The sequence below is a fragment of the Polaribacter vadi genome (assembly GCF_018861005.1).
GTDB classification, from domain to species: Bacteria; Bacteroidota; Bacteroidia; order Flavobacteriales; family Flavobacteriaceae; genus Polaribacter; species Polaribacter vadi_A.
Map to the genome: position 1 here is coordinate 38193 of NZ_JAHKQL010000004.1, position 18644 is coordinate 56836.

At 28.6% G+C, this 18644-nt stretch carries 16 protein-coding genes; 2 read left to right on the forward strand and 14 right to left on the reverse strand.

What is annotated here, in order from left to right; all coding sequences use genetic code 11:
• The first annotated feature begins 390 nt into the window (after window positions 1–390).
• Both KO506_RS02795 and KO506_RS02800 read left to right on the forward strand, forming a co-directional pair.
• The gene (locus KO506_RS02795) at window positions 391–1407 is read left to right on the forward strand and encodes an MBOAT family O-acyltransferase (RefSeq protein ID WP_252726765.1); all 1017 of its coding nucleotides are present in this window, start codon (window positions 391–393) and stop codon (window positions 1405–1407) included.
• Window positions 1408–1429: 22 nt separating this feature from the next.
• Window positions 1430–2284 carry a D-alanyl-lipoteichoic acid biosynthesis protein DltD gene (locus KO506_RS02800; protein ID WP_215993384.1) on the forward strand — a complete coding sequence of 285 codons (855 nt, stop codon included), beginning with the start codon at window positions 1430–1432 and terminating at the stop codon, window positions 2282–2284.
• 722 nt (window positions 2285–3006) lie between these two features.
• Here KO506_RS02800 and KO506_RS02805 read toward each other — a convergent pair.
• The 14 genes from KO506_RS02805 to KO506_RS02870 all read right to left on the reverse strand — a co-directional run bounded on the left by KO506_RS02805 (window position 3007) and on the right by KO506_RS02870 (window position 18629).
• Window positions 3007–5412 (reverse strand): GumC family protein, encoded by a 2406-nt coding sequence (locus tag KO506_RS02805; protein WP_215993385.1) that lies wholly within the window; start codon window positions 5410–5412, stop codon window positions 3007–3009.
• Window positions 5413–5415: 3 nt separating this feature from the next.
• Complete coding sequence (locus tag KO506_RS02810; RefSeq protein WP_215993386.1) at window positions 5416–6189, reverse strand: polysaccharide biosynthesis/export family protein; 774 nt, start codon at window positions 6187–6189, stop codon at window positions 5416–5418.
• 370 nt (window positions 6190–6559) lie between these two features.
• Window positions 6560–7951, reverse strand: a complete 1392-nt coding sequence (locus KO506_RS02815) for an undecaprenyl-phosphate glucose phosphotransferase (RefSeq protein WP_215993387.1) — start codon at window positions 7949–7951, stop codon at window positions 6560–6562.
• A 50-nt stretch (window positions 7952–8001) separates the two neighbouring features.
• A complete protein-coding gene (locus tag KO506_RS02820; RefSeq protein ID WP_215993388.1) occupies window positions 8002–8766 on the reverse strand; it encodes a glycosyltransferase family 2 protein in 765 nt (254 codons plus the stop codon).
• 2 nt (window positions 8767–8768) lie between these two features.
• Window positions 8769–9674 (reverse strand): glycosyltransferase family 2 protein, encoded by a 906-nt coding sequence (locus KO506_RS02825; protein ID WP_215993389.1) that lies wholly within the window; start codon window positions 9672–9674, stop codon window positions 8769–8771.
• A complete protein-coding gene (locus tag KO506_RS02830) occupies window positions 9671–10225 on the reverse strand; it encodes a putative colanic acid biosynthesis acetyltransferase (RefSeq protein WP_215993390.1) in 555 nt (184 codons plus the stop codon). Before KO506_RS02830 ends, KO506_RS02825 begins: the two co-directional genes overlap by 4 nt.
• Window positions 10218–10793, reverse strand: a complete 576-nt coding sequence (locus KO506_RS02835) for a putative colanic acid biosynthesis acetyltransferase (RefSeq protein WP_303435837.1) — start codon at window positions 10791–10793, stop codon at window positions 10218–10220. The genes KO506_RS02830 and KO506_RS02835 overlap by 8 nt, the downstream gene beginning before the upstream one ends.
• Window positions 10780–11838, reverse strand: coding sequence for an acyltransferase family protein (locus KO506_RS02840; RefSeq protein ID WP_215993391.1), 1059 nt, complete (start codon window positions 11836–11838; stop codon window positions 10780–10782). The genes KO506_RS02835 and KO506_RS02840 overlap by 14 nt, the downstream gene beginning before the upstream one ends.
• Before the next feature lie 11 nt (window positions 11839–11849).
• Window positions 11850–13004 (reverse strand): glycosyltransferase, encoded by a 1155-nt coding sequence (locus KO506_RS02845; RefSeq protein ID WP_252726767.1) that lies wholly within the window; start codon window positions 13002–13004, stop codon window positions 11850–11852.
• Window positions 13005–13007: 3 nt separating this feature from the next.
• Complete coding sequence (locus tag KO506_RS02850) at window positions 13008–13688, reverse strand: hypothetical protein (RefSeq protein WP_215993392.1); 681 nt, start codon at window positions 13686–13688, stop codon at window positions 13008–13010.
• 115 nt (window positions 13689–13803) lie between these two features.
• Window positions 13804–14766, reverse strand: coding sequence for a glycosyltransferase family 4 protein (locus tag KO506_RS02855; protein WP_215993393.1), 963 nt, complete (start codon window positions 14764–14766; stop codon window positions 13804–13806).
• A gap of 98 nt (window positions 14767–14864) precedes the next feature.
• The gene (locus KO506_RS02860; protein ID WP_215993394.1) at window positions 14865–16166 is read right to left on the reverse strand and encodes a hypothetical protein; all 1302 of its coding nucleotides are present in this window, start codon (window positions 16164–16166) and stop codon (window positions 14865–14867) included.
• A 211-nt stretch (window positions 16167–16377) separates the two neighbouring features.
• Window positions 16378–17457, reverse strand: coding sequence for a CgeB family protein (locus KO506_RS02865; RefSeq protein WP_215993395.1), 1080 nt, complete (start codon window positions 17455–17457; stop codon window positions 16378–16380).
• Window positions 17458–17465: 8 nt separating this feature from the next.
• Window positions 17466–18629 carry a glycosyltransferase family 4 protein gene (locus KO506_RS02870; protein WP_215993396.1) on the reverse strand — a complete coding sequence of 388 codons (1164 nt, stop codon included), beginning with the start codon at window positions 18627–18629 and terminating at the stop codon, window positions 17466–17468.
• Window positions 18630–18644: the final 15 nt, after the last annotated feature.

Sequence of the window (18644 nt, forward strand, 5' to 3'; positions counted from 1 at the left end):
ATAGAGTTTTTAATATTTTTCTTGATTATTTTTATAACATATTGGTGTTTAAATAAAAAACCATTAGTATTTCAAAATATTTTACTATTAGTTGCTAGTTACTTTTTTTATGGTTGGTGGGACTGGAGATTTCTCGGACTAATAGCTTTTAGTACAATAATTGACTTTTATATAGGAAAAATATTATCTAAAACAAAACAATCAAAAAAAAGAAAGATTTTATTATTTTCAAGCCTAGCAATTAATTTGGGATTTTTAGGTTTTTTTAAATATTTTAACTTTTTCATAAACTCTTTTGAAGAATTATTACAAAATTTAGGAATAAATTTTGACACTTGGACTCTGAAAATCATTCTTCCTGTTGGAATTTCTTTCTATACATTTCAAACTATGTCATATACCATTGACGTTTACAAAGAAAAAATAAAACATACTGATAACTTTATTAGCTTTGCAGTTTTTGTTTCTTTTTTCCCTCAATTAGTAGCAGGTCCTATAGAAAGAGCTTCAAATCTATTACCCCAGTTTCAAAAAAAAAGAAAGTTTAACTTAAAACAATCTATTAACGGGTGCAGTCTAATTGTATACGGTTTCTTTAAAAAAATAGTAATCGCAGATCGTTTAGCAATTTATGTGAATTCAGTTTTTAATAATGTTGAGACAGCAAATACAATTTCATTAATAATAGCAGCAGTATTCTTTGCGTTTCAAATTTATGCTGATTTTTCTGGTTACTCCTTAATAGCTAGAGGAATTTCTAAATTAATAGGTTTCGAATTAATGATTAACTTTAATAAGCCATATCTTGCTACAAATATTTCAGATTTTTGGAGAAGATGGCATATATCATTATCAACATGGTTTAAAGACTACCTATATATTCCTCTTGGAGGTAATAGAGTGTCTAAGAAAAGAAATTATTATAATTTAATGATTGTATTTGTAACAAGTGGTTTATGGCATGGAGCAAATTGGACATTTGTAATTTGGGGATTTTTACATGGATTATTTCAAATTATTTATCTCAATTTTATTAGAAAAAGTAGAACTAAATCTTCAGAAAACAAATTTCGTAATTTTATAAAAGTTGTATTTGTATTTACAATAGTAACGTTAGCTTGGATATTTTTTAGAGCAGAAAACCTTAATCATGCTATAGTATATTTTGAAAAATTAATTCAATTTGATTTATCATTTAATCTTAATCAAATTACAGCACAAAAAGGTCCTTTAAATTTATTATTAAGTTTTTTAGCCATTATATTACTTTATTTAACATATTTATTTCCTAAAGATTTAAAATTTAAAAAGGAAGGTCAGAATATTACTTTTATTATTATTTTTATATTATTAATTTTTATTATTGGTGTTAATGGAAAAGAAGAATTCATATATTTTCAGTTTTAGTATTTTTATTTTTAAAATATTTTTGTTTTTAATTATTTTTGGTTATTCTTTTAATTATTTTTTTGAGAATCAAATAATATTTAAAAGTGAAATAAGTGGTGCTAGTAAGGTTAATAAAATATTAAAAGTTAATAATAGTTCTGAAATACCCATATTTGGTTCTTCACGAGCACAAGGAAATATTGTACCTTCAATACTAGGTAATAACTATTTTAATTATGGTATTGATGGTACTCAAAGTAATATTTGGTTGTATTTTTTAGAGCATGAATTAAAAAAAGAGAAAAACACACCTATTATTATAAACTTTGATTTAAAAGGTTTAATATATTCTGATGGTGATTTAGGTAATTTTATACCTAATTGGAGAGAATCAAAGCAATATCTTAATGATAAAGGTGAATTTTACTATACTATACCGTTTATAAAATATTTTGGACGTTTTGAAAAATATTTTAAATATTTCATAAACAATAAGGTGAATTTAACAAAAATTACTGATAAAGGAGGGAGTTTTGAAAAATTTCAGGTTACAAAAGAGATTTTTAATAAAGATATTGAAAAAAGAATGAACACTGAAACTAAATTCAAAATAGAACCTGAATTAAATAGACAATTCAATAATTTAATAAAATCAACTAACAGAAAAATAATCTTAATAGTTACACCTTACCACGAGTCTTGCTTTAATAAATTCGATAATATTAATATGGCAACAAACTATTTAAATAAGATTGATTCATTATATAATAATGTAGAGGTAATTGATTTTAAAAACGGAATTAAAGAAGATAATTTATTTAAAAATACAACACACTTAAATTATAATGGAGCAGTTAAGATAACTCAAAAATTAAAAAATCACTTCAAAAATTAACAAATAACAAAACATAGAAGATTAAGTCTTCTTTCTAAATATTTAATAAAAAGTTAAATAAACTTCAAAAAAATCAACTTAATATAAAAGTAAAGAAAACAATTAGCCAAAATATTTTAATTTACATCAAAAACCTTCTAATAAATATAAATAACACCAAAATATATAGTTATTTTTTATTTGATTTCAGATCTTATTATTGATAAAATTCGCATACTTAATAATTAAAATTTTAACTATACAATCGTTATTTTAAAAAAATAGTTCAGATTTAATTAAAAACAATGAAAAACATTATAAATTAAAAAAATAAATTGTTATTTATTTATAAAGTAAAAATGATTAAATAATAATATTATAACACAAATACGATATCATTAAATTATTTTTTAATTTATGTAAAAGAATTACTTCTCTCTATTTTTTTTAGTCCAAAGAATAATGGAATTTAGATTTGAAATAAATAGATAATTAATAAATTCAACTTTTAATTTGAACTTAAAAAAGTTATCAATTCTAAATCAAAGAGAACTGAATCCTAAATTCAACTTTCTTTAAGGTTCAAGTTACATCAAACATAATAGATTTATTTTCAAAAAAGTTAAAATTCAATAGAGTTAGATATTTACTAATAAAAGATTTACTTAAATTGAAACTCTTTTAAAGAAAAGTTACAAAAAAAAAGTGGAGTTTTGCACTCACTCCACTTTTTTTAACACCATTTATGATTTAAACATTCGTTTATACCATGGTACTTTTTGTGCTTCTTCTAAATAACCCACTCCATAACCATAACCATAACTATAACCATAACCATAACCATAACCTCTAGTCATGTCTGTATCGTTTAATACAATGGCCATATTATTTAATTTTTGTTCGGTATATAAGTTTTGTGCTACTTTTAGCATGCGTTTATCTAAATAATTTGCTCTAGATACATATAAAGTAATGTCTGCATATTTCGAAATTAAAAAAGTATCCGTTACCAAATTAACAGGTGCTGTATCCACAATGATAAAATCATAATCTTGTTTCACCTCTGCAAATAATTGTTTAATTCGATCTCCTAACAATAACTCAGCTGGGTTAGGTGGAATAACACCAGAAGCAATAATATCTAAGTCTTTAATTTCTGAGATGGTAAACTTAATGTCCTCTAAAGTCAAGGATTCATTCGTTATAAAGTTTGTAATCCCTTTACGTTCTGGAATTCCTAAATATTCCGTCACTTTAGGCGCTCTTAAGTCTACCCCTAATAATAATACCTTTTTATTCGATAAAGATAAGGCTGCTGCCAAATTGATAGAGATAAACGATTTCCCTTCTCCACTGGTGGTTGAGGTTACAAAGATCGTTTTCCCTTTTTCATTGGCTTTGGAAGCCAACATAAAATCTAAGTTAGTACGGATCAATCGAAAAGCTTCTGCAGTACTAGTTCTCGAATCACTTTTAATCACTACCTTTTCATCAGTTTCCGAGTGAGGAACATCGCCTAAAAATGGAATGGTGGTAAGGTCTTCAATATCTTTACGAGAATGAATTTTAGTATCCAATACATTTTTAATGTAAATGACAACTAATGGTAATAGAAAACCAATGAATAAAGCGACTAGATAATTAATTTTCTTTTTTGGAGCAACAGCTAAACCATTAGAATAGGCATAATCAATAATTTTAGCATTAGGCACAGTGACCGCCAAAGAAATATCCGTTTCTTCTTTTTTCTTTAGCAGATAGGAATACAATTCTGAATAAATTTCTTTTTGACGTTCTATATCAATCATCCCTCGTTCAATCAAAGGAATATTAGAGATTTTAGCAGATACCTTTTGAGCTTCTTGCTTCAATTGTTCCAATTGTATTTCTAAAGATTTTTGCAAATTCGATATACTCGCCAATAGACTTTTTTTCAAGACCTCAATTTGTCTGTTCAATTCAATCAATTGCGGATTCAACTTCCCAGCAATCACGACTAATTTATTTTTTTGTAAAACCAATTCATTGTATTGCGCTATAGAAGATGTTATTGCTGCGTCTGTAAAGCCCAAGTTGGTAGGTATAATTTCATTAGTTTCCGATTCTTTCCCCAATTTTTTTAAAATCCAATTTGCCAAACTCAATTGACTTTGAATATCTACAATTTTAGTATTATTTAAAGAAACTTGTTCCAAAGCCAATTCTCCTTCTAATGAAAGTCCAGTAATTCCGTATTTGGTTTTATAATCTTTTACATCATCTTGAGCCAAGGCCAAATAGCCGCCCACCGTTTTTAAGCGTTCATTAATAAAATTCTTGGTTTTTTTAGAAACCAAATTTTTATCATTGATGGCATCCATATTGTATTGTTTCACCAATTCGTCTAAGATAGCGGTAGCCTTAGTTTTTACGGCATCAATTAAATTTAACTTTAGCACACTTGAATTTTTATCGATAGTGCTGATATTAATTCTTCCTCTATAATTGTCAATCACTTTGTCTCTTGATGATATTGCAACAACAATTGGTTTATTAAAATGAATTGATTTTAAATCTTCAGTTTTAATAATTTGAAAGGAATGCTTTGTATTCCCCAAATTTATATTAAACCCTGTTGTAAGAGATTGCTCTTTTTCAATATCATTGATTAATAATGTTTCAGCATCTTGAATCGTTACGACAAAAGTAGTATCAATTTTATTCTTTGAATATGATTTGCCTAAAAATTGGATTTTGAATGGAAGGGAACCAAACATTTCTATTGTTTTGACTCTTCCCTGATAAAAGTACTGTATTTGTAAATCTAAAGAATCTACCACATGTCCGATAATCTTGCGAGACTTTAAAATTTCAATTTCATTTTCCGGATTGTTGGCAGAACCTCCCCCGATGATGCCCAAATCCTCAAAGGCAGCCAATTCCGTAGAAATCCCCGATTTTTGATTGTCCTTAATCATAATTGAACCAGTTGCACTATAAGTAGGAGTAGTATAACGCAAATACACAAAAGCCAACCCTAAAGCTAATATGAGAGATAATACAAACCATTTCCAATAAATTAAATATTTGTCAATTTCCTCCCTAAGATTCATCGAATCATTTTCTTCCAATTGATTAGTCATCATAAAATTACTATTGTTTTCTTGCATAATTTATCGAATTAGCAAAGTGATTAAAGAAACCAATAAACCGGTTACAGAAATAAAAAGTGAGGTATTAGAATTGGCGGAAGCAGACTGAATTTTAGCATAATTGGGTGCCACATACACCACATCATTCTGTTGCAAATAGTACACGGGTGAAGTAAAAATTTCTTTAGACAATAGATCCACTTGATACTGTATCTTCTTACCATTCTCTTCACGATTGACCACCACATTGTGTCTTTGACCGGAAATGTTTAAATCTCCTGCCAAACCTATGGCTTCCAAAATCGTAATTCGCTCATTAGGCACTGTATAACTTCCAGGTATACGCACATCACCCAATACGGTTACTTTATAATTAGTGATACGTATATTTATGTTCGGGTTTAAAATATAATCCGGTTCAAGTTTTCCTTTTAAAAAGTCTATTAACTCATCTCTAGTCAATCCCCCTATTTTTAATTTACCTAAAACCGGAAAATCAATTTCCCCATTGGTATCTACCAAATAACTTTGCTGTTGTGCCACCCCAATGGCAGAATTGGAAGAAGTAGAATAGGTTACGGCTGACAAGTTAAAAGGACGTACCGCTTCTGTATCTAAAGCAGTAATGGTGATTTGTAATACATCGTCGGGTTTGATGATGGTTTTGTAACTGTTGGACACTTTAGACTGATCTATTTCGTCATTTTGAAAATAAATAATGTCTTTTTTGGAGACACAGGAAGACATCAACACAAAAACAAAGATTCCTAGAAAATACGTACTCTTTTTAATCATAAATTAATTTTTTGCTAAAATAACATAAATTTTAAAATACTATCTAATTTTATCTTTTTAAACATTAAAATAAGGTTTGTACAGGTGCTTTCAATTTTTAAAGCGTTGGTCTCTGCATCTAGATAGGTCAGTTCGAGTGATTTTATTATTTTATCAACATTCTTTCGGCATCTCGATACAAATTGCTTCCTTTCGTCATCAATTCACTCGATGTGACACTCCCTTTACTTTTATCCAATAACAACCAAAGCTGTCAGTTCGAGTGATTTTGATTTTTCATCAAAATTGTATCGAGAACTCAGTACAAATTGACTCCTTTGATCATCAATTCACTCGATTTGACAACCATCCTATTTTTATCTAATCACCATTAAAAGGCATTTTCATCCTTCTTAAAAAACATGGACCAGGCCGTAATTACTACAATTTTTACATCTAAAAAAAAGCTCCAGTTTTCTACATACCAAATATCGGCATTGGCTCTATTTTCCATGTCTTTAACTTGTTTGGTTTCTCCACGGTAGCCATTGATCTGTGCCCAACCGGTTACTCCAGGTTTAGCAAAGTGTCGCACCATAAACTTGTCTACCAAAACCCGGTATTCTTCGGTATGCTTGAGCATGTGGGGTCTAGGCCCCACCAAAGACATGTTGTTGAGTAATACATTAAAGATTTGTGGTAATTCGTCAATACTGGTTTTACGCATAAAAGCCCCAAACTTAGTAACTCTCGAATCATTCTTGGTAGCTTGTACTGAATCGGATTCTTTGTTTACGGTCATGCTTCGAAATTTAAAGCAATCAAAGGCGTTGCCATCTTGTCCTGTTCTTTTTTGTACAAAAAAAACAGGACCTTTACTTGTCAACTTGATAATAATTGCAATGACTGGGAATAACCACGAAAATACGAGCAATACCACTATAGAAGAAAAAGTAACATCAAAAGCCCTTTTAATAAAACGATTGGTAAAACTCTTTAAAGGCTCACTTCTCAATTTCATAATCGGAATTTGCTGAATGTAATTGATGGAAAAGCGTTGGGACAAATACTCCGAAAATTCTGGAATCACCCGTACCCGAATCATATGATTATCCGCATAACGAAACAAATCATTGATCAATTTGCTTTGATGGTAAGGCAAAGAAATGATAATTTCATGCACATGGTTTTTTTCTAAAAAATCAAATATCTGGGATAATTTCCCCTTAAAATGGGCTTGTAAATCATCGGTGATGTTTGCATCCGTAAACAAACCCGAGATTTTAAACCCGTAATTGGCATTGAAATAGACGTTATCAATCAATTTCAGGATGTTTTCATTCATTCCTACCAACACAATCTTGCTATAATTATAACCTTTTCTTCGATACACCTTCACCAAAGTATAGGAAACAAGGCGCCAGCATAAAACCAAAACAGAAAAAATCAATAACAAATACAAAAAGAAGACCCGAGAAAATTTATAATCGGTAATAAAAAAAATAAGCCCCCCACATAAAAAACCGAAAGTGACTAGTGTATATAAATTCTTCCCCAATAATTTGTGCATGTATATAATTCTGGGTGCTTCGTAGATATCAAACTTTAAATTAAGCCCCACCCATAAGAAACAACCAACTACAATAAAGCTATTGTAAAAAATTAAACTTGGAATTCGCCCTTGAAACACCCAATAATTCGCCACAAAAAAGGCAATCACGAATAGCAATACATCTACAATCGAGAAGATTAAGGGAATAAATTTGGATTTATTTTTTTTCATACTTTTTTTTATTAGTCATAAAGATACATTTTAACATAACTCGTTGCATGCTAAGAGGCATAACCCTTTATTTTTGGTAAGGCATATTGCTTTACTTTACGTGAAATTTTAAAAATTAAAGTCAAAACGCCACATAATTGATATTTTTGAATGATCTGCAAATCTTCTGTAGACTTTTTCTTTTGCAATTTTAAGGTGGTGCTCTTACCTCCCAAACGCATTTTTACAATAAAGTCATCTAAAAAATATTTTTTGATCTTATCATTAAAGAACCATCGTAAAGAAATTTCGTAATCACTGGCGATGCGATACGATTCATCATAAAGTCCATAGCTTTCAAATACGTCTCTTTTTACATAAATGGTGGTATGCAAAGGGATCCATCCATACTTCAAATACTTTTTTTGATAGGGTTTCCCTGGATAGACCCGTTTAATATGATCAATCGCATCCCGTTCTACATACAATCCATGGGCATACAACAAATCGGCATTTGATTGTTGAAAACCTTGAACTACCTTTTCTATGGTGGTGGATTCATAAAACAAATCATCCGAATGTAAAATACCAATCACATCCCCTGTGGCTACTTGAATCCCTTTGTTTAACGCATTGTACAAGCCTTTGTCTTTTTCAGATTTATAATAGCCCAATTGAGGAATAAATGGTTCTATTACCTTTTGTGTACCATCCGTTGACCCCCCATCGATGATGATGTGTTCTATGTTGGGATAGCTTTGCGCTAACACCGATTGTATACAGCTTTCGATACAAGCGGCATTGTTATAGACAATAGTAATGATGGATACTTTCATAATTATTTTATTTGATATTTTTCTTTGATATATGCAATCAATTTTGTCTCATCATTCTTAAAATTAAGTTTTAACTCATAAATCTTGGCATCTACTAAAAAACGATACCAAAAACCTTGTAAAATATGCCATACAAAACCCGATTTACCATCTAAAAAACCTAATTTCAAAAAATAACGGTATGAAAAATAGATAAAAGGACGTACAAATAATGGAAATTTTAAATAAGCCAATTTTAAAAACCGCTTACGTTGTTCTCCAGTGCCAAAAAATTTAGGTTCTACACTGCTTTTAGAAAATATCTGATATTGGGTATCTAATAAATCAACAACTTCTCTTGTAGCGTAATGGTTGTGTTTCTCTGTCCACCAGGTGAGATCATTCAAATTTTCATCAACTTGAACTATGTTAATTTCGGCAGTTATACCTTCAGTTAATTTTATGTGCTCATCCATCCATCGATTTTCGCAAAAACCTTTACCAAATTTCCATATTTTTAAGTGCCATACTGGAAACCAACCTCCATGTAACAGAGGCTTATCCATAAAAATAATTTTTCGTTTGATGTAGACACCTGAAATCTCACTACTTAAGTTTGCTAATTCTTGTTTTAAATCTATATTCGAATTGGATTCATAATATTCATCAGCATCAATACGCCAAACCCATTCCGATTGAATGTTGCAATTTTGTAATGCCCAATTGAATTGGGTTGCATAGTTAACCCAAGGGTTTTGATAAACTTTAGCCCCTAAACGTTCTGCAATAGCAACTGTATAGTCTTTGCTAAAAGAGTCTATAATGAAAATTTCATCTACCGAATTTTTTATCGAATTGATACAGCGCTCTATATGTTGTTCTTCATTATACGTTAGTATGATTGCGGCTATGGTCTTTGTTTGATTCATTCTTTTAAAACTCTTTTTTTGATGTATTTTGCAGGGTTACCTCCTACTATAGAGAGCGGCTCAATACTTTTAACAACTAAGGATTTTGCTCCAATTACAGAATATTTTCCTAAAGTAACTCCTGGCAATATATAAACTCCTGTGGTTACCCAACATCCGTCATTGATAACTATAGGACTTGTCACCATTTCAAAACCGACACTATTAACATTGTGACTACCCGTTATTAAAAAAGAATATTCTCCAATACAACACTTTTCTCCAATTGTTATTTTATCTAAACAATAAGCCCAAGATTTGTGACCTAAACTTGATAGATGCCCCATTTCTAAATTCCATGGATGGTCAATTTTTGCCGTTCTATTAATATTTACTGTACTACTTAATTTAGCCCCAAACAATCGCAATAAGTAGATTCTAGGTTTTTTAATTTGATTAGGAAAAAGCTTAAAAATAGTCATATTTACTATTTTCCATATATGACTTTTTACCTTTTCTTTAAAACTAAAAGGTGTTGTCTGTACTGGGTTGTATTCAAAATCACTATCCATTTCGTAACTTTCTATTTTTTAAAAATTTAGCAGGATTACCGCCTACTACTGTCCATGTTTCCACATTTTTAAATACGGATGATGTAGCACCTACCACAGCTCCTGTTTCAATAGTTACCCCTGGACCTATAAATGCATCTGCTGCTACCCAAACTTGATCTTTTATGGCAATTGGTTTTAAAATTAAATTATTTTGAGGGTCTGTAATATCATGTGTAGACGCACACAAATAACTTTTTTGAGAAATTGTAGTATTAGAACCTATGCTAATTTTTCCTTGATTATAACAATCTACATTTTGCCCTAGACAGGTAAATGTACCCACTTCCAAATTCCAAGGTGCCCAAATTTTTACATTGGCATGAATAATAGTCCCTTTACCAATTTTTGCTCCGAAACATTTTAAAACAAAATTTCTCCATGAATTAAATATATTCCCTTTAAAAGGTTGAAACAAAAAAAATCTAGTAATATACCATATCACCCTACTTACTTTATTTTTTAAACTAAAGCTATGATTATATTGAGATAAGTCAACTTTTTTTAATAATTTATCATACTCTTCCACCAACAATAATTTTATAAAAGTTAAAAAAATATTTTTTAAAAAATAGCGAAATAATAGTAACACAGCCAACAAATAACCAAGGGGAAAGGATGTAAGATATCAAAAATCCAATACTATTTTTACCTAAAAAATAAACAATTAATTTCCTTACTATATTCAATGTAGGCATATGAAATAAATAGATAAAAAATGTACAAGAAGTGATATAAAAAAGATAACGATAATTTTTTATTCTAAAATGTTTAGAAAAAACAAAATCATATGCAAACCAAATTGCTAATAAACCTAAAAAAATTATCGGTACTTTCAAAAAATACCAACCATGCCATTTAAATGTAAATAATTCTAATAAGCATAATAAGATAAATAAAAATATAGTTACTTTTTTGTTTAAAGAAGTTGTTGTTTCTTCAATATTAAATTTTATTAAATGTATAGCACCTCCTAAAGAAAACCAAAATAATGAATAGGCAAAAGAACCTTCCGATAAATATATTGCTAAAAGACCAATTAAACCAACCCAAAACCAATTGAACCATTTATACAAAAAAAACCATAATGGGGCTAAAAACACTAACAATATTAAATCTCTTAAAAACCATAGATGAAAAGCTATTGGAGTACCACTACCAGAATTTACAAATGTATTATAAAGTAGAGTAAGCATATCTTTTTTAAATATTAAAGAAATATTACCGTTTATAAAGTGTGAAATTCCTTGAATTTGAAGCAAAATATATAGAAATAAAACAACAAAAACACAACCTATTATATAAGGAATAACCAAACTTTTAAATCTCTTTTGCATTTTTATAAAAATTGACTCAATATTTATAGTGGTAGATAAAAAGAACAGAAATCCTGAAATTACATAAAACATAGGGACAGCACATCTTCCAATCATGTCTCCTAAAATCATTTGAACATAAAAATTCACCTTCATACCTTGTATTTCTTCTGTATGAAAACCAGAATGTATATATAGAACTAAAAGTATTAAAAAAAAAGAAATCATTCTAATTTTATCACTTACATATTTTTCCATTATATTTAGAATTAAATTAACTCTTTTACAAACCTTTTACCTACTTGATGAATTTCAAAATATTTTAGAAAAACACCTTTGGCATTCTGTTCATAATATTTTTTTAATTCATTTGAATAATTAAACCAAGTTTTTAATGATTTAAAAATTGATCCAGTATCATCATTTTGTACAATACCTGCTTTATTTTTTTCAATTTCTCTCCAAATGTTTACTTTGTTAGAAATCAAAACAGGAGTTCCACAAGCTAAGGCTTCCACTACTGCAATTCCAAAATTTTCCTGATGACTTGGTAAAATAAAACATTCTGCTGCATAAAAAGCTCCCCATCGAGCATCGCCTGTTAACATACCTGGAAAATAAATATTTTTAGAACTTTTAGATTTTTCTAATACCTTTTTACCGTATTCTGTAATTAATCCAGGTCCTGCAATAATCAATTGTGGTAAATCAATATTTTCTTGCTCTAACTTTGTGTAAGCTTCAATCAATAAATCTACTCCTTTTTTTGGGTGTATTCTACTTAAAAATAACCAAAAAGGTTTTCCATTCCATTCAGGTACTATTAATTGTAATTCTTCCCTCATTTTATTTGTTTCAATAGGAGGTAATTCAACCCCTAGACCAACAACTTTTTCAGATTTTGGATTATACATAGGAAAAGTCGTATTTGCCAATTTCTTTTCTTCTTCGCAAGTAAACAACAAACCCTTTGCATTGTTTATTAATTTTTTTTCTATAAACTGCCAAAAAATTCTATTTCTAATCGCCTTTAGCTTTCTTTCTTTAGCTATTTGAAAATATGGATCTAACATTCCATGAGGCATTACATAATAAGGTATATCTTTAGATTTTGCTATTTGTGCAACTACAAAACTTTGATATTGCCATAAACCGTGTACAATTAATAAATCATAATTTTTTATATGTTTTTTCATCCAAGGTAACAATTCTTTACTATAACTCCATCCTGTTTTATTACTTCCTAAAGAAATTGTTAAAAAAGTATCTGCAACCAAATAATCTGCAGTTTGAGGATCTAAACATAAAACTTCATTTATAATTTCTGGTTTTATAATACGCATACCTTCAATAATATCTCGTACTGCTTTACAAACCCCTCCTGTTTTTGGATCCATCGTACTAATTACATGTAATATTTTCATTACTTAGATTCTTTTTTTAACAGATTCTTCTAACTTATTTCTAGTAAACATATCCAATAATCCTCCTTCTGTTAAGTTTATTATTTCGATACCTTTTTGCTTTGATGCTTCTGCTAGTTTTTGTAATTCTCTTAAATGCCTGCTATGCATATATAAATCTATTACATAATTTTTACTAGTTTTGATATTATTTTCTTCATTTACACCATAAAAATGACTTTGATGATTTATCAACTCATAAGCCAGACCGTTAGCATCAAACCCTGTAAAACAGATCTTCTTATATCCACAAAACATGGATGCTTCAAAACAATACCCAGAAACTCCTATACATTTAAAAGGTGTATCTAAAGACATCCATAGAAATTTCACTCCTTTTTCTTTATAAGGTTTTAACATTTCTAAATGATACCAATCTACCGGCATTATAAAAGTAATATCGGGTACCATTGTTAATATTTCATCCAACCAAGTAATCGGCCATTCTCCTGTCTTTAGCTTAGCATCTACAAATACATGAAACTTTGGTTGCAACAGATGGTACAATTCATGTTTAAACCCTCTATTTACAAACATTATATCTTGCCCTTGTAATACAGACAAATCTTGTTTTTTAAGTGAAGGTCCATTTAAAATAATGTAAACTTGATTTACATTGGTGCTGTTTTTATACTGCTTTTTCATTCTCAATAATACTTTTTGCTTCCCAAATGACAAACGATTTTTTAAAGTGACTATGCTGTTCATAGTTTTAATGATAAAATCGTCTTTTCTGATCATTAATTGCCAAAACCCCATATTATAATTTTTCTAATTCTTTATTTAATTTTTTGTATAAACTTACGTATTTTTCTGTAACTGTTTTTACTGAAAATCGTTCTAAATTATAACTCCCATTCTTTATTAATTCATTTCTAAACACTGTTTCAGTTTTCAACTTCTGTAAAGCTTTCTTAATTTCATTAACATTAGTAGGGTCTACCAATAGAGCTCCATCACCAGCGACATCGTTCATTGGTGCAATATTGCTAGTTATAATTGGCTTTCCTATTTGTTGTGCTTCTAAAATTGGAACACCAAATCCTTCATGAAGAGAAGCAAAAAAGACTATATCACAGTCGCAATAGCATTTATATACCTCTTCTCTTGTTAAATTATATCTAAACTCATATACAATATTTGCTTCATCTAAATCTTTCCTTAAATCTGCAGTAGGCTTTCTTAATAGTAACAACTTAAAACTAGTCCCTTTTACGGCCTCTATCAATCTAAGTAAGTTTTTAACAGAGCTACCTCCAATTTGTAAAACAAGAGGCTGTTTATTATTAAACTCCTTATAAAAAGGCTTAAAATCAGAACTTGCAGGATTCGGTATTACTAAAACCTTCTTAGCATCTATTTTACAAGTAGTAATTAATTTTTGTTTAGTAAATTCTGAAATTGTGGTAATATAAGCCACTTTTTTAAGAGGCCATTGCAGCCATAAATATTTTATAATTATTTTACGTATTCCTGATAAATTTCTTTCATAACGACCAATATCATGTACTGTTAATATTGTACGTTTCCCTTTTAAAAATAATGCAATGGTATGAATGTCTCCAGTAATGTGATTGATTTCTCCCTGAAATTTACGTGCTTTTACAAAACTATCATAACGTTTCCATTTATGTGAACACAAGTACTCTTTCTTTTCAATTTCTTTGGGTAAAAATTGAAATAATTGTTGAAAAACAGTTTCAATACTAAATACACCATCCATTTTTGGGCGAAAAAAATAAGTTATTTTCATTAGCTTAAAATTGTTTTTTTTAATTTTAATTGATTAAATAAGGTTAGTTATTTACCTATAATTTATCCTCAAATAATTTTTTTTATTAATTTAACTATTCTATAAATTATTATGTAAGTTATTACACTTTGCCAATAATAGCGAACACAATACCCAAAATCTATTAATATACCATTTGCATTTCTAAACATTCCTAAAAAAACAAATGCATTCATTAAACCAAATAAAGAATAATGTACTTTATAAGCTTTAATATAAACAAAGGTATTGAGTAAATAAAAAACAAGTATATTTAGAATGAATTGTATTGGAAAATAAAAATAACTAAAAGTTGCTAAACCATCACCAACATGACTAGTTACTACAAAATTACCAAGAGTGCCACCAGATAGTAAATCACCTCTGCTGTATTTATTACTTTCTTTATTAAATTTTACACCAAAAAAATTTAAAAAAGGACTAGGAAAAACTAATATTAATTGATTCCAAAAATCGGTCTGTAACTTTTCACTACCATAGCCTAATCTATTTGCATGATATAATGTTTCATCAGATATCCTCATATTAGCATATCGATTTAACATAAAATTATCAATGTATTTTTCTGTCCAGCCTAAACTATAAGAACTAACTTCATTAGACCTTTCTTTTCTATCAAATTTAATTTGCTCTAATAATTTTTTATTGTTATATGTTTTTAAAGTTTTCTGTAGTAATTCTGTTTTAGAAACGTCAGACCTTATTGATCTATTATATAACATAGCATAGGACATATCAGACAACATATCCAAACCAAAAACAACTAAAAAAACTAAAACTAACAAAAGGCGAGGTGAAATAATTTCTTTAATTTTTAAATTATTTTTTACTAAAAATAAAAAAAACAAAAGAAAACATACGCCTATAGGTGCAATCATTGCTGCTCTGCTATTTGAGGCTAAATTAACTATAAAAATAATTACAAAATAAATCCAAACTAATTTCTTATATCCATATCCCTCTTGACCTATTAACTTTGGAAAAAATAATATTAATGGTGCATAATATAAATAAAGAATACCATCTAAAAATTTACCTCCCACATTACCATACTCTGATTGTCCAGCACTAAATATATAAAGCCTTACTAAAAAACCTATACTCCCTAACAACCAAATAATTTTTGGATTGGTATCAAAAAAATTATTTTTATTTAAGATTTTTTGAAGTGCATTATTTTTATATTTCAAATTTGCAGATAAATAAAAGGCAAATGAACTGATAGAAAAGAGCAATAACTCGAAAATAAAAGTTTCAATAGGTCTTTCAAAACCGAGAGATATTGGGTTACCTTCTATTAATGTTGCAATTAAAGGAAGGTATCTGTACATAAACATTGAAAGATAAAAAAAGAAAGCAAAAGGTGTGTAAACTACATATTTAACTCTTAAAAAATTACGAAATATTAAAAAACTAAAGAATGTCATTAAGCAACCTAATAAGTTTGCTAAAGACGGGAAAAGTAATAACTCTAAAGTAATGGATATAATTAAAATTATACCAAGCCATTTCCGTAATTGTTTAAGAATAAATATTTTATTTTTATTTTTCATTCTTTCCTAATACTATTTTCATCATTTTAGCAATAGTTTTCTCGTTAGAATAGCCAGATTTTTCACATCTCTTAATACCTGAATTAATAATAGCTAACCTGATTTCTTTATTTTCTTTCTTTAAATAATAATTACATTTATTCAGCAATTCCTCATTTGTACTAAAATACTCAGCTTCTTTACCTTCTTTAAATAAAATCTGATGTTCCTTTGTTCTTTCTGCCATCATAAAACCACCACAAGCAGGTATCTCCATTGTTCTTGCCGTTTGCTGATCATTATTCATCTTTCTTAAAAAACATAAAGAAATTTTAAAAGCTCTTAAGGCTTTTGGGTAATTGTCTGAAAACAAACCCTCTCTAATTTCTAAATTTGGATGATAGTCGATGTATTCTTTCCATTTTTTATTTCCAAAAACTTTTACCTTAATACCGTTATCAACCAAATATAAAATACTATGACAACGCTCTTCTTCCCAAGCACCTATAAAACCAACATCTCCTCCTAATTCCTTTTCTTCAATTAAAGTAAGTTCTCTAGGATAATGAAATTCTTCATGATAAGTTTTATTGATAAAAAAAACATTCTTAAAACCTAGATCTTTCAAATCCTGGACTATAAATGATTTTGTTGTAAATGTATAATCATATAGAAATCTGCAATTTAAAAAATTTTGGCTTTGATTAAATCGCATCATCATATTGTCTGGAGAAAAACTAACAATTTTACAATTTGGTTGCAATTGTTTAATAAGCTTTAATGTTTTTTTTTTAATAGTTAAACCTTTATCAATCCATACAATATCATATTTATTTTCTTGAATTAATCGAGATATTTTCTTATTAGATTTTTTAGAGTCCGGTAAATTGATAGGAAAACCTAAATTAAATAGCTTATTTGTTATTTTATAAAGTAATGACACTTTTGTATTTGCAGTATCTACTTCATGCACAGTATTTGCATTCTTTTTTATTGCATTATGCCTATGCAAACAGGTGTTACTTTTTCCATATGCACTTAAACCACCAATAGATAAAACTCTCAAATTACTATTTTTTATTAATCCCATTTAGTAACCTAGTTGAGTTTATTATAATTGTCTATTACTAGTTTCCAACGATCACCATAAGAATCCCATCCTCCTATTCCTTTAGCTTTTTTTTCAGCATTACTACTCATACGTTTTTGTATTTCTGGATTATCAGCTAAAAGTTGCATTTTTTCTAGTATGTCGTCAGAAGAACGTATAGGTACAATAAAACCTTCTTTACTATCATCAAACAAATCTACACCTCCACTATTTGTTGTGGTAATAATTGGACAGCCACACGCTAAGGATTCTCCTAACACCATTCCAAAACCATCTTCTATACTTGGCATAACAAATACATGCGAAACACTATAATAGTCTTTTAGTACTGCATTACTAACATTTCCTTTAAAAATTATCTTATCTAAATTTTCATTAGTTAATAAAAATTTTATTTCTTTGGAGACACTTCCAATAATTAAAAATTCTTTATTTGGATGTTCTAATCTTTGAAATGCTTTTAACGCATACATAAACCCCTTTCTTAAAGATACGCCACCAACCCAAATTACTCTAAACACATCTATTGGTGTTATTTTAGTCTTTTGGAATCTTGATAAATTTATACCATAAGGAATTTTAGTTATTTTATTTTCATTAATACCTTTATCTATATAAGAGTTCTTTGCAAATGTAGAGGGTATAGTTATCTTGTCTGCAAAATTATATTCTTCCAACTCTTTGTCAATTATACGAGGATCGATCCCTTTATAAACAAAACCCCATTTCTCATATTCTTCTCTCAGAATTTCATCTTGAAATTGAATATGTGTTGATCCTCTATCACAAATATATATACCACCTTTCTTTTTTGCAACTTTACCTGCTTTTAATCCTGTTCCGGAAAGTGCAATTAATATAGTAGGCTTATCTATTTTAGAAGCGGCATAACTATCTACTAGAAGCTTATCATACCAAACCCAAGCTTTATTCAACCAATCGTACTTATCCAAGCCTATCACGTTTCTTTTCATATACGGTGCATGTAGATAAGGAAAAGTTTTAATTTTATTTATATCTATTCCTTTCTCATCTTTTAATTTAAATTTAGGATACCCTGTAAAAACTTTATCTAATAGTCCAAATCTTTCCATTTGCCTTGCTAGATGAAAATGATGAAATCTACCAATTGATATTTGAGTTACTTTCATGACAATTACGTTATT

Bases quoted from the DNA above. Each gene is read 5' to 3' on its own strand.
- KO506_RS02850 (WP_215993392.1), bottom strand. From the start codon at position 13,688: ATGAAAAAGCAGTATAAAAACAGCACCAATGTAAATCAAGTTTACATT.
- KO506_RS02825 (WP_215993389.1), bottom strand. From the start codon at position 9,674: ATGAATCAAACAAAGACCATAGCCGCAATCATACTAACGTATAATGAA.
- KO506_RS02870 (WP_215993396.1), bottom strand. From the start codon at position 18,629: ATGAAAGTAACTCAAATATCAATTGGTAGATTTCATCATTTTCATCTA.
- KO506_RS02865 (WP_215993395.1), bottom strand. From the start codon at position 17,457: ATGGGATTAATAAAAAATAGTAATTTGAGAGTTTTATCTATTGGTGGT.
- KO506_RS02795 (WP_252726765.1), top strand. From the start codon at position 391: ATGTCATATACCATTGACGTTTACAAAGAAAAAATAAAACATACTGAT.
- KO506_RS02810 (WP_215993386.1), bottom strand. From the start codon at position 6,189: ATGATTAAAAAGAGTACGTATTTTCTAGGAATCTTTGTTTTTGTGTTG.
- KO506_RS02820 (WP_215993388.1), bottom strand. From the start codon at position 8,766: ATGAAAGTATCCATCATTACTATTGTCTATAACAATGCCGCTTGTATC.
- KO506_RS02805 (WP_215993385.1), bottom strand. From the start codon at position 5,412: ATGCAAGAAAACAATAGTAATTTTATGATGACTAATCAATTGGAAGAA.
- KO506_RS02860 (WP_215993394.1), bottom strand. From the start codon at position 16,166: ATGTACAGATACCTTCCTTTAATTGCAACATTAATAGAAGGTAACCCA.
- KO506_RS02815 (WP_215993387.1), bottom strand. From the start codon at position 7,951: ATGAAAAAAAATAAATCCAAATTTATTCCCTTAATCTTCTCGATTGTA.
- KO506_RS02840 (WP_215993391.1), bottom strand. From the start codon at position 11,838: ATGGAAAAATATGTAAGTGATAAAATTAGAATGATTTCTTTTTTTTTA.
- KO506_RS02855 (WP_215993393.1), bottom strand. From the start codon at position 14,766: ATGGATGGTGTATTTAGTATTGAAACTGTTTTTCAACAATTATTTCAA.
- KO506_RS02845 (WP_252726767.1), bottom strand. From the start codon at position 13,004: ATGAAAATATTACATGTAATTAGTACGATGGATCCAAAAACAGGAGGG.
- KO506_RS02830 (WP_215993390.1), bottom strand. From the start codon at position 10,225: ATGGATAGTGATTTTGAATACAACCCAGTACAGACAACACCTTTTAGT.